The 11,632-nt window shown below is 36.4% G+C and carries 11 protein-coding genes and 1 pseudogene; 8 read left to right on the top strand and 4 right to left on the bottom strand.

Annotated features, from left to right (window positions below):
* Nucleotides 1-56: 56 nt before the first annotated feature.
* The 5 genes from VLB74_RS03775 to VLB74_RS03795 are packed head-to-tail and all read left to right on the top strand — an operon-like array spanning nt 57 to nt 3,570.
* Nucleotides 57-584, top strand: coding sequence for a GNAT family N-acetyltransferase (locus VLB74_RS03775; RefSeq protein WP_325202128.1), 528 nt, complete (start codon nt 57-59; stop codon nt 582-584).
* Nucleotides 585-591: 7 nt separating this feature from the next.
* Nucleotides 592-1,434 (top strand): substrate-binding domain-containing protein, encoded by an 843-nt coding sequence (locus VLB74_RS03780; RefSeq protein ID WP_325202129.1) that lies wholly within the window; start codon nt 592-594, stop codon nt 1,432-1,434.
* A 21-nt stretch (nt 1,435-1,455) separates the two neighbouring features.
* On the top strand, nt 1,456-2,388 hold the full coding sequence (locus VLB74_RS03785; protein ID WP_325202130.1) for a transglutaminase domain-containing protein: 933 nt from the start codon (nt 1,456-1,458) through the stop codon (nt 2,386-2,388).
* Nucleotides 2,389-2,433: 45 nt separating this feature from the next.
* Entirely contained in the window at nt 2,434-3,009 is a 576-nt protein-coding gene (locus tag VLB74_RS03790; protein WP_325202131.1) for a hypothetical protein, read from the top strand.
* A gap of 9 nt (nt 3,010-3,018) precedes the next feature.
* Nucleotides 3,019-3,570 carry a hypothetical protein gene (locus VLB74_RS03795; protein ID WP_325202132.1) on the top strand — a complete coding sequence of 184 codons (552 nt, stop codon included), beginning with the start codon at nt 3,019-3,021 and terminating at the stop codon, nt 3,568-3,570.
* Nucleotides 3,571-3,605: 35 nt separating this feature from the next.
* On the opposite strand, the gene ung is transcribed toward VLB74_RS03795, so the two are convergent.
* Nucleotides 3,606-4,277: a uracil-DNA glycosylase gene (gene ung / locus VLB74_RS03800; protein WP_325202133.1), complete on the bottom strand. Its 672-nt coding sequence runs from the start codon at nt 4,275-4,277 to the stop codon at nt 3,606-3,608.
* Nucleotides 4,278-4,350: 73 nt separating this feature from the next.
* On the opposite strand from ung, the gene VLB74_RS03805 reads away from it, so the two are divergent.
* Together VLB74_RS03805 and VLB74_RS03810 are read left to right on the top strand one after the other, a co-directional pair.
* Nucleotides 4,351-6,522 (top strand): endonuclease MutS2, encoded by a 2,172-nt coding sequence (locus tag VLB74_RS03805; protein ID WP_325202134.1) that lies wholly within the window; start codon nt 4,351-4,353, stop codon nt 6,520-6,522.
* Nucleotides 6,522-6,938 (top strand): thiol-disulfide oxidoreductase DCC family protein, encoded by a 417-nt coding sequence (locus VLB74_RS03810; RefSeq protein WP_325202137.1) that lies wholly within the window; start codon nt 6,522-6,524, stop codon nt 6,936-6,938. The genes VLB74_RS03805 and VLB74_RS03810 overlap by 1 nt, the downstream gene beginning before the upstream one ends.
* A 46-nt stretch (nt 6,939-6,984) precedes the next feature.
* Here the strand turns inward: VLB74_RS03810 and VLB74_RS03815 are convergent, their stop codons facing one another.
* From VLB74_RS03815 to aroC, 3 genes are all read right to left on the bottom strand, one after another.
* A complete protein-coding gene (locus tag VLB74_RS03815) occupies nt 6,985-8,547 on the bottom strand; it encodes a T9SS-dependent choice-of-anchor J family protein (protein WP_325202135.1) in 1,563 nt (520 codons plus the stop codon).
* 102 nt (nt 8,548-8,649) lie between these two features.
* Complete coding sequence (locus VLB74_RS03820) at nt 8,650-9,594, bottom strand: T9SS-dependent choice-of-anchor J family protein (RefSeq protein ID WP_325202136.1); 945 nt, start codon at nt 9,592-9,594, stop codon at nt 8,650-8,652.
* A 179-nt stretch (nt 9,595-9,773) separates the two neighbouring features.
* Complete coding sequence (aroC, locus tag VLB74_RS03825; RefSeq protein ID WP_325202138.1) at nt 9,774-10,829, bottom strand: chorismate synthase; 1,056 nt, start codon at nt 10,827-10,829, stop codon at nt 9,774-9,776.
* 146 nt (nt 10,830-10,975) lie between these two features.
* On the opposite strand from aroC, the pseudogene VLB74_RS03830 reads away from it, so the two are divergent.
* Nucleotides 10,976-11,632 (top strand): annotated as a pseudogene (locus VLB74_RS03830) (UDP-2,3-diacylglucosamine diphosphatase); the annotation flags it as partial.

Genomic DNA, 11,632 nt, shown 5'->3' on the forward strand with positions numbered 1-11,632 from the left:
GTTTCTTGACCCAGACGGTTTCAGAATTATTATTTCAGATTTAAAAGTAAAATAACATGAATCTAATCATAGAAACTGAACGTTTATTACTGCGTGAACTCTTGCTTTCCGATGCTGACGCCATGTTTAAAATGGATTCAAACCCTAATGTTCACAAATATCTTTGGAACAAACCAACGGAAACAATCGAGGAAACCCAAAAAATAATAGAATTCGTCAGAAACCAATACATCCAGAATAACATTGGCAGATTTGCCATGATTTCAAAAGAAACAAACGAATTTATAGGATGGGCTGGGTTAAAATTCAATACTGAAACCCTAAACGGCAAAACTAATTTTTACGATATCGGCTATCGTTTAGACGAACCTTTCTGGGAAAAAGGTTATGCGAGTGAAGCTTCTTTTGCCTGGATGAATTACGGATTCAACACAATGAAAATCAAAACAATGACAGCCTCTGCGCAAGCCGGAAATGTTGCCTCAAACAGGATTCTACAAAAAATAGGATTGCTATTAACAGAGCAATATACAGAAGACGGAATACTCTGGAACTGGTATGAATTAGAGAATAAAAACACTTAAACGAAACATGAAAAAAATAAGAATAGCTGGCGTTCCCGAACATTTTAATTTACCATGGCATTTGTGCATAGAAAACGGAGAATTTGATGAAGTGGATATTGATTTGCAGTGGACAGACATTCCGGAAGGTACCGGAAAAATGTGCCAGATGCTTCGCGAAGGAACTACCGATATGGCTGTAATCCTGACGGAAGGTATCATCAAGGACATTGCCGCAGGAAACGAAAGTTCAATTGTTCAGGTTTACGTACAATCACCTTTAATCTGGGGAATTCATGTGGATGCAAAATCTGATTTTCAGCAATTATCAGATTTAGAAAATAAAAAAGTTGCGATTAGCCGAATGGGTTCCGGATCACACTTGATGGCAATCGTAAATGCCAAAAACCAAAACTGGAACACCGATTTGCAATTTGAAATCGTAAACACCATTGACGGTGCTGTTGAAGCTTTATCAAACAGTAATGCTGATTATTTCATGTGGGAAAGATTCATGACAAAACCATTGGTAGACAACGGAACTTTCAGAAGAATTGCCGATTGCCCTACTCCATGGCCTTGTTTTGTTATTGCTGTTCGAAACGAATTCCTGAAATCCAACAAGCATGTTGTGGATCAGATTTTGGAAATCGTCAACAACACAACCATCGAATTTAAAGACATCCCAAGTATCGACAGGACATTGTCTACAAAATACAATCAAAGGCTGGGCGATATTCAGGAATGGCTGAAACTTACACGCTGGTCACAAAAAAAACTGGACAAACCGACCTTTGAAAAAGTTCAAAATCAATTATTTGATTTAAATTTGATTACTGATAAACGCGATTACGAATCGGTTGTAAAATAAAATAGCGAAGGAAACGGTCTGATGATTCCAACAATCCCCCAAAAACTCAAACAATTAAGAGACAGGTTTTCTTTACCGAAGCCATGGGATACTGTTGTTATTTTTCTGCTGAATATCCTTATTGCAATCCCTATTTTCATTATTGCTCACCAGAATTTAATCGATCCCGAATGGTGGATAGAATCTGATAGAATTTTACTTTTTCTAATTATACTTATCATCATTCAGCTGATTTTGAGAGTGCTTAAAACAGTGATTATCATCTGTATCTTTATCTATTTGATTGCTTTGACATGGGGAACTGCTTTTGACGGGTACGGATTCTATGCAGTATTTGAAGATTACCGTTCCATGGTTTATTCTATGGCAGAAGATCCTAATCCACAAGATATAATCATCTCAAAACTATTACCTTTCCCTAACAAAAGTAAAATCCTTGACGCGGTAGACTTCGACAATCCGAGAGTTAGAAATTTTGCACTGATGGCCACAACCAAACATTTTACCAACGTTAAGGGCTTCAAAAAATACAGACAAGTCATCCAGTGTTTTGCAGCATTTACCGAAGTGCGTAACCGATGGAATTATGTCAATGACCCCAAGGGAAAAGAATACATTGCCTACGCCAGTGAATCTTTACAGCATTTTTCGGGCGATTGCGATGACCATGCCATTCTGATGTCGGCACTTGTTCGCGCTATTGGAGGAACACCACGAATTATTCATACCGGAGGACATTTATATCCGGAAATGCTGATAGGAAAAAAATCCGATCTTGAGAGCATAAATTACCTTATTAAAGAAGTGCTCTTTAAACGGGAAAGTCAGGGAAAAGAAGTGCATTACCATATAGACGAACGCGGTCAAATCTGGCTAAATCTGGACTATACCGCAAAATATCCGGGCGGGCCTTTTATGAGCGAAGAAATTCTGGGAGCCCTAACTTTGAATTAAGCAACCTTTTCTTATATTTACCATCCTTAAACAAAAAAAACTACTATGAACAAAATAGCTTTTCTGGCAGCTTTACTCTTTTTTCAATTGACGTCTGCGCAGGATTCAACAACAAAACCATTGGAACTCAAAAAAAATGAAATAAAATTTGATGTGGTTTCCTTGGTTGCAATGGGTAAAATCCATGTAACTTATGAACGTTTTCTAAAAAATGATTTTTCGGTAGGTGTCAGTGGTATTTTAGCGAAAAGCAATAAAAAAGAAGAGGATTTTGACAAAGGATATGATAAGACGTTACCACAGTACGAGGTAAATCCTTTTGTTCGTTATTCCCTTTCAAAAAGCAAAGTCAGTTACTATTTTATTGAAGCTTTTGTGTCTGTGAATGGCGGAAAATACAGAGAATTGGAACGTTTTGTCGAAAACGGTTATGGTTATTGGGACGCTACCGAAAACAATTACACCGCTTTTGCTCTTGGTGGAGCGGTAGGCTACAAATTATACATTAAAGAAAAATTCGTAGTTGAATTGTTTGTTGGTGCAGGCCGAAACATTATAAATATGGAAAATAGTCCGGAATATGTTCAGAGAGTTGGTGCAAATATTGGTTACAGATTTTAATACGCAATTATGATGAAAAAAATAAAACTATTCGCAATAGCTATTTTAGGGACTCTTTCCTTAATTTCATGCAATGGAGATGATGAATTTTACAATGCCGCTTACGTATCCGTACCGGATTTGATTACCATCGATACACCTGATACTTATACTGTTGGCGACAATGTTTCATTCCATACAGACTTTTCAAGATATTTACAGGAAGATGGTTTTACCGAATTATTGGATATTTACAGAACAAGTCAAGCGGAGTCTTTTGAATTCGCTTATCGTATAGAAAAAGAAACTTCCCCTGATGTTTGGACTTCAGTTTTCAACAATGAAGATGAATATAGTGTGGCAGTCGCTGTATATCAGCCTGGAACTATGACTTATAAATGTGATGTTTCTACACTTTTGAATTCAACAGGAAATTACCGATTAGGCTTTGGTGAAAGTTATACTGGAACAGCTTCGACCGACATAATTTCCAACAATCCCGAAAACGAAACTTCTGTCAGGATAACAACAAATGCCAACAACACTGACAGTGAAGGCTATTATCATTTTACTGTAAATTAATTATATAAAAAAACCACCTGCTCGGTGGTTTTTTTTTACCATATGATTTCAGATTTTCCTTTTTCATTCAAAAAAGCATTTGTTTTACTGAAATGCTTATTCCCAAACCATTTACCCTGATTGGCACTTAATGGTGACGGATGACCACTTTCTAAAACAAGATGTTTTGTACGGTCGATTTTCAGTCCTTTTTTATGGGCAAATCCACCCCAAAGTAAAAAAACGACATTCTCCTTTTCATCGGAAATTTTCTTGATTACCGCATCGGTAAAAAGATTCCACTTTAGATGTTTGTGACTGTTAGCTAAATCTTTCCGAACCGATAGCCCGGCATTTAAAAGCAAAACACCCTGATCGGCCCATCGCTCTAAATTCCCTGAAGTAGGAAAAAAAATGCTGTCAAATTCGTCGTTGATTTCCCTGAATATATTGCGCAATGACGGAGGAATCGGTACACCATCGTTGACTGAAAAGCACAAACCATTAGCTTCCCCTTCGCCGTGATAAGGATCCTGCCCGATAATAACCACTTTCAAATCATCAAAACTACAGTGTTTAAAAGCATTAAAAATCAATTCTTTTGGCGGGAAACAAATATGATTTTGATATTCTTCATCTACAGACAACATTAAGTCATCAAAATACTTCTTTTGCGACTCGACATTAAAAAAATCCTGCCAGGAAGAATAGATGGGTCCAACGAACATTTGCTAATTTTTTACAAATATAATGACTTTGTAACTTCACTACTTTGTAACTTTGATGCTTTGACACGATAACATGATTTCAATTAATACCAAAACATTACAAGATTTAGAATTCAATACGGTTTTAGAAACCGTTTCCGAACTTTGCAACACGGAAATCGGTAAACAAAAAGCTTTAGAAATAAAACCTTTCAATGACAGAAAAACATTGATGAGTGCTTTATTGCAAACATCGGAATATGTTTCATCTTATTCCAACAACAATGCAATTCCTAACCATTATTTCGATGAAATAACCAACGAAATAAAATTCCTTGCCATTGAAGACAGCTTTCTGGAAGTCGGCAGTTTCAGAAAGATTGCAACAGTTTCGGAAACCACAAACAACTTATTGGTTTTCCTTAAAAAGTTTGAAGACTATTATCCAAAATTAAACCAGAGAGCTTCTGAAGTTGAGTTAACAAAATTCATCATTCAGAAAGTTGACGAAGTGGTTGACAAATATGGAGAGATCAAGGATAATGCTTCGCCTTTATTGGTCGAAATCCGAAAAAGCATGAATCTGGTTCGCGGAAAAATAAACCATAGTTTCATAGCGGCTTTATCAAGTTATAACAGTTTGGGTTATTTGGATGACATTCGGGAAACGATTGTTGATAACAGACGTGTTTTAGCTGTTTTAGCGATGTACCGCCGAAAAGTGAAAGGAACCATTCTCGGGAATTCCAAAACCGGAAGCATCACTTATATTGAACCTGAAGCCACTTTACGCTATTCAAGGGAATTGAACAATCTGGAATATGAAGAAAAGGAGGAAATTGTTCGAATTCTTAAGCAATTAACCAATGCTATTCGACCGTATACAGAACTTTTGAAACAGTATCAGGATTTTTTAAGCGATATTGATGTCGTTTCCGGAAAAGCGCGTTATGCTAATAAGATAAACGGATTATTACCGACAATTACCGAAGAAAAAAGATTGTTTTTCAGAGATGCCTTCCACCCTATCCTATTATTGAATAACAAGCAGAAAAACGCACCAACATATCCTCAAACCATCGAACTTAAAAATGAAAGCAGGATAATTGTGATTTCTGGTCCGAATGCCGGTGGAAAAAGTATTACTTTGAAAACAATCGGTTTATTGCAACTGATGTTGCAAAGCGGTATGTTGATTCCGGTTCACGAACGTAGTGAAACGTTTTTATTCGACAGAATCCTGACAGACATCGGAGATAATCAATCCATTGAAAATCATTTAAGTACTTACAGCTATCGATTGAAGAACATGAATTACTTTTTAAAAAAATGTAATTCAAAAACGTTGTTCTTAATTGATGAGTTTGGTACGGGTTCCGACCCTGAATTAGGAGGTGCTTTGGCCGAAGTTTTTCTTGAGGAGTTTTATCACAGAGAAGCTTTCGGAATCATTACCACTCACTACACTAATTTGAAGATATTGGCCAATGAATTGCCTTTTGCCATTAACGCTAATATGCTTTTTGATGAAAAGTCGCTTGAACCTATGTACAAACTTCATTTGGGACAGGCAGGAAGTTCATTCACTTTTGAAGTGGCACAAAAAAATGGAATCCCGTTCGGATTAATCAATCGGGCCAAAAAGAAAATTGAAGGCGATAAAGTACGTTTTGACAAAACCATTGCTAATCTTCAGAAAGAACGCTCCAAAATGGAAAAAACTTCACAGAATTTAAAAGAAGAAGAAATCCGTGCGCGTGAAGAAAGCAAGAAGATGGAAAATATCAATACGAAGATTCAGCAAAAACTGGAGAGTTATCAGGAAATGTTTGATGCCAATCAGCGTTTGATATACATGGGGCAAAAAGTAGATGATATTTCCGAAAAGTACTTCAACAACAAGAATAAAAAAGATCTTATTAGCGAATTTTTAAAAATGGTAGAAATAGAAAATTCAAAACGAAAAAAGATAACCGTCAAAGAGAAAAAAGCAAAAGAAGTCATTGCAAAACAAGTTGTTGAAGAAGTAAAAGAAAAAGTAGAAGAAATCCGTAAAGAAAAGAAAGAGAAAAAAGCCAAAGCCCAGAAAGAAGAAGCTAACAAACCGAAAATTCCGTTGAAAATTGGAGATCGGGTGCGAATGATTGATGGGAAAGCAGTCGGAACCATCGACTCGATTGAAAAAAACAAGGCAAAAGTAAACTACGGTATTTTTACCTCAAAAGTAGATTTAGACAGCCTGGAGCTGGTCGAAAGAATGAAATAATTATGGAATTACCTAAAGATAAAAAACTAATACTTTTTGACGGTGTTTGCAATTTGTGCGATGCAACGGTACAGAAAGTCATTAAACACGATAAAAAAGACATTTTCAGATTTGTATCATTGCAATCTGATTTAGGGAAGGAAATTGTTCGTTATATCGGTTTAGATACAACAAAAACCGACAGTATAATTTTATACGAACCCGGAAAAGCCTATCACATTAAATCGGAAGCTGCTATCGAAATCGCTAAAACTATAGGGGGAATCTACTCCCTTTTGGGAATATTTGCAGTTTTCCCGAAGTGGCTTACGGACATCGGATATGATTTTGTTGCCAGAAACCGTTATAAATGGTATGGTAAAAAAGAAAGCTGTTTGATTCCTGGCCCAGAAATAAAAAATAAGTTTTTAGAATAAAAAAAGCCCTGAAATTTCAGGGCTTTTCATTTATATCTCGAACAGATTAGTTCTTGATTATTTTTTTAGTTGCAGCACCTTCAGAAGAATCAATGTTCATGAAATAAATACCTGAATTTAAATCTGAAACATTAATCTGCGTTTCTGTAACTCCATTAAATTCCAATGTCTTAACAGTTCTTCCGTTAATATCAGTAATAGCTACTTTATTAATTTGAATGTTTGCATCGTTAGTTAATGTCACAATGTTGTTAACCGGATTAGGATAAACCGAGAATTTTGATGATACAAAGCTATTTGCTGATAAGTTTGTTGTCATAACTATTTTATCCAACACTAAAGAGGTAGCTGCAGCTGTAGCCCCATTATTATGATTAAATGAGAAATAGTAAACACCGGCACTTGGAGCAGTAAAATTGGCTGTTGTTTCAACAAAAGTAGTTCCTATAACATTTACAGTTGACAATGTGGTTGTTTGAGCAGCTGTAGTTGGTGCATTTCCAACTTTAGCCAATAATGTATTTGCTACAGCCCCACTGGTTGAACGTGTTGAGAATTTCATTGTTACCTGCTCACCCGCAGCTAAAGTAATCGGTCTTGAAAACATCCAGTTGTTTGTAGCAGCTGTAGTAGAAGAATTACTGAATACCATTTGAACTCCATCAGCATAGAATGGCGCACCCGCAGAATTATTTAAGGAAAAATTTCCGGACCATCCATCTGCCTCGTAACCTCCGCTAGCTAACGGTGTTTCAAATCCATATGTATAAGGTAAATATCTCGATGTAAATACCGAGTAAGGCCCCATCCACATACTTCCACATGAATTTCTTACATACACCTGATATCTTGTATTAGCCGTCAAACCAGTAAATGTGTATGAATTTGTGGCAGATGTACCTGTTGCTGTTGTCGGTGTAAAACCAGGAGCACCAATTGCCAAATCATAACCGGTAGCACCAGGTACAGCGTTCCAGTTAAGAGAAACTGTAGTGTTTGTTGAAGTTGCAGAAGCTACTCTATCAGGAGCTGTACAAGTTGCATGATTCACAATGCTGATATCATCCAACCCCATTAAAAACATATCATTTGAAAAATTTCTAAATGCAATGTAAACCGTCTGTCCGGAATAAGCTGATAAATCTAGCGTTCTTCTGGTCCACGTAGTATTCTCGCCCGAAGCTCCTGAGGTACCATTACCTTGAGAAAATATTTCCGTAAAATTAGCAATAGCATTTCCCGTAGTTGAAATGTAAACTTTATATGACTCCTTATAAGTCGCGTCATATGATTGAGCATCCCAATACAACTTATTTGTACCAGCAGGTAATACAATTGAAGGAGACACTAACCAATCGTTGGAAGTACCAGCCGGAGTATACCATGATGTACTCATTGACACCTTATTATCAAATTCCTCCGGGTAAAGTACCCATGCCGCATTTACGAAGCTGACTCCCGAATTAGGAGTAAGACCATCTTGATTATACAGAGTCCAACCTGCTATTCCAGGTCCGATTCCGTCCCAATTTTCTGAAAAAACCTGGGCCTCAACAAAATTTGTGGCACCAAGACAAATCAAAATCAATGAAAGTAATTTTTTCTTCATATTTTTCTTGTTTTATGTTTTATCAAAAATAATTCATTTCATAGATTAAAAAAAAAAGCGTTGAAAAATTCAGCGCTTTTTTAATAAAATATAACTAAATATTTATTTTTTTACAATTTTCTTTGTTACAATACCTTCATTAGTGTCAATATTCATAAAATACACTCCCTGATTAAGTTCGGAAATACCAATCTGTGTTTCGGTTACGGACTCGAAATCCATTGCTTTAACTATTCTTCCGTTAATGTCAACAATAGACACTTTGTTTATCTGAATATTGCCATTATTTGAAACATTTACAACGTTATTTGCCGGATTTGGATAAACTGAAAATTTAGACGACGTAAAACTATCAGTTGACAAAGTAGTAGCTGTTACTTTAAAATCATCAACCATGAGCATGTATCTGTCAGGAGAAACACACTGAATACCAATTCTTATTGTTAATCCATTATAAGTTGTCAGAGGAAATGTCTGCTCTGTCCACGCTGTATAACTTGTTGCCTGAATGGGAGGTACTCCTGAAATAATAGTGAAATCTGAAACTTGCGTAGGATTACCGGTACCGATATAAACACCTACTCTAAAACGTTCTGCACCATAACAATCAGACAACGCCTTGTACCAAAAACTTAATTGTGTACCTGTTGCTCCAGCCAAACTAATTGGAGGACTAATCAACCAGTCGTTATTGGCAAGAACAGACGCAGTCGGCACTCCTGCCCAGCAAGCAGCATATTTTGCACCAGTTCTTGACGTAAAATTCGAGTTTTCAGTACTACTACTACATCCATTTGTTTCATTTACAACACCTGCAGTTGAAGGATTAAAAATCTGAAAAGCCTGTGGGGCACCCGCATTGGCCCATGTTGGAGTATCAGTTCCTCCTGTATAAGTAGTCAACAAATCCAAATCAAGAGTTCCCCATTGTCCAAAACCGGTAATTAAGAAATCTCCGTAAGTTTCGAAACTATCCTGAAACAGGGTAACTTGGGAAAATCCAAGAGATGAGAAAAATAATGAAGATAATAGTAAAATTTTTTTCATAAAAGTTAGTTTTATTGTTCAGGATACTAAGATAATTTTTTTTTTCAATCCATTATCAAAACAATGTTTTTTTTAACACATTTTCCTATTAAAATGTTGCAAAATACCAACAAACCGCAAACTATACAGATTGTATTCTTTAGATTTTATATACAAATTAGAAAAAACAACTCTCTACTCTATTGTATACTCAAAAGATGATAATCCGCCAAAACCAATGCTGCCATAGCTTCAACGATAGGAACTGCCCTTGGCACAACACAGGGATCATGTCGGCCTTTACCCTGCTGTTCAAGTAAGTTTCCTTGATTATCCAATACTTCCTGCTTCTGAATTAAAGTAGCAACCGGTTTAAAAGCGACTCGGAAATAAATATCCATCCCGTTTGAAATACCGCCTTGGATTCCTCCCGACAAATTAGTTTTAGTGGTTCCGTCCTGATTATACAAATCGTTGTGCTCACTACCTTTCATCCTGGCGCCGCAAAATCCGCTCCCATATTCAAACCCTTTAACTGCATTTATTGAAAGCATGGCCTTCCCTAACTCTGCATGAAGTTTATCAAATACGGGTTCTCCTAATCCTATCGGAACGTTTTGAATCACACACGTTATTGTTCCGCCAACGGTATCTCCTTCTTTTTTGATTTTTTTGATATACTCTTCCATTTTAGCTGCCGACTCTAAATCAGGACAGCGAACCGGATTACTTTCAATCAATGAGAAATCCAATTCCTGGTAAGGCTTATCTATAAATATCTCTCCTACAGACGAAACAAAAGCATTGATTTTAATATCCGGAATAATTTGTTTGGCAATAGCCCCAGCCACCACTCTACTGGCCGTTTCACGAGCAGAACTTCTCCCTCCACCTCTGTAATCCCTTATACCGTATTTCTTTTCATAAACATAATCAGCATGACTGGGACGATAAGTATCTTTTATATGTGAATAATCATCGGATTTCTGATTGGTGTTCGGAATGATGAACCCGATTGGCGTACCGGTTGTCTTTCCTTCAAATATCCCGGAAAGAAACTGTACTTCATCAGCCTCTTTACGTTGGGTAACTATTGCAGATTGTCCGGGCTTTCTTCTTTCCATTTCTTTTTGAATGGATTCGAAGTCCAATTCAATACCTGACGGACATCCGTCAATAATTCCTCCAAGCGCTTCCCCGTGTGACTCTCCAAAAGTCATCAGTTTAAAAATAGTTCCAAATGAATTTCCCGCCATTGTCTGATGCTGTTTAAACAAAAATAAGTTTTTTCAGGCTTAAATTTAAAACAGCCCTCATTTTTCTTTTTCAACTAAACATTCCTTAATCTTTGAATAACATTTAATTTATAACCAGTTGCTTGTTTTACAATAAAATCATGTCATTGAAAAAAAGAAAAGTTGAAATTGTTGTTATTTCAGATGTGCATCTTGGCACCTATGGCTGTCACGCTCATGAATTGCTGAACTACCTAAAGACTATCAGCCCTAAAATACTCATATTAAACGGAGATATAATTGATATCTGGCAATTTCGAAAATCATATTTCCCAAAATCACATTTAAAAATCATCAAGAAAATTATCGACTTTACTTCTAAAGGAACCAAGATTTATTACATCACCGGAAATCACGATGAGATGTTGCGCAAATTCAGCGATACAAAAATGGGGAATTTTTCAATAACCGATAAATTGGTTCTGGAAATGGATGGAAAAAAAGGATGGTTTTTTCATGGAGATATTTTCGACAATTCGGTTCATCATGCAAAATGGATAGCCAAACTGGGAGGAATTGGCTATGATTACCTTATTCTGCTTAACCGATTCATAAACTGGTGTCTGGTAAAAATCGGAAAAGAACCTTACTCATTTTCAAAAAAAGTAAAAGCCAGTGTGAAAAAAGCTGTAAAATTCATATCCGACTTTGAGACGACCGCTTCCGAACTGGCCATTGACAAACGTTATGATTTTGTGGTTTGCGGACATATACATGAGCCAAAAATTGAAGAACGACGCAATAAGAAAGGGTCGGTAATTTAA

Source organism: Flavobacterium sp. (assembly GCF_035456225.1).
Classification (GTDB): Bacteria; Bacteroidota; Bacteroidia; order Flavobacteriales; family Flavobacteriaceae; genus Flavobacterium.

Excerpts from the sequence above, each read along its gene's own strand:
- VLB74_RS03795 (WP_325202132.1), top strand. The coding sequence starts at position 3,019 with ATGATGAAAAAAATAAAACTATTCGCAATAGCTATTTTAGGGACTCTT.
- VLB74_RS03775 (WP_325202128.1), top strand. The coding sequence starts at position 57 with ATGAATCTAATCATAGAAACTGAACGTTTATTACTGCGTGAACTCTTG.
- VLB74_RS03815 (WP_325202135.1), bottom strand. The coding sequence starts at position 8,547 with ATGAAGAAAAAATTACTTTCATTGATTTTGATTTGTCTTGGTGCCACA.
- VLB74_RS03785 (WP_325202130.1), top strand. The coding sequence starts at position 1,456 with ATGATTCCAACAATCCCCCAAAAACTCAAACAATTAAGAGACAGGTTT.
- aroC (WP_325202138.1), bottom strand. The coding sequence starts at position 10,829 with ATGGCGGGAAATTCATTTGGAACTATTTTTAAACTGATGACTTTTGGA.
- VLB74_RS03780 (WP_325202129.1), top strand. The coding sequence starts at position 592 with ATGAAAAAAATAAGAATAGCTGGCGTTCCCGAACATTTTAATTTACCA.
- VLB74_RS03805 (WP_325202134.1), top strand. The coding sequence starts at position 4,351 with ATGATTTCAATTAATACCAAAACATTACAAGATTTAGAATTCAATACG.
- ung (WP_325202133.1), bottom strand. The coding sequence starts at position 4,277 with ATGTTCGTTGGACCCATCTATTCTTCCTGGCAGGATTTTTTTAATGTC.
- VLB74_RS03820 (WP_325202136.1), bottom strand. The coding sequence starts at position 9,594 with ATGAAAAAAATTTTACTATTATCTTCATTATTTTTCTCATCTCTTGGA.
- VLB74_RS03790 (WP_325202131.1), top strand. The coding sequence starts at position 2,434 with ATGAACAAAATAGCTTTTCTGGCAGCTTTACTCTTTTTTCAATTGACG.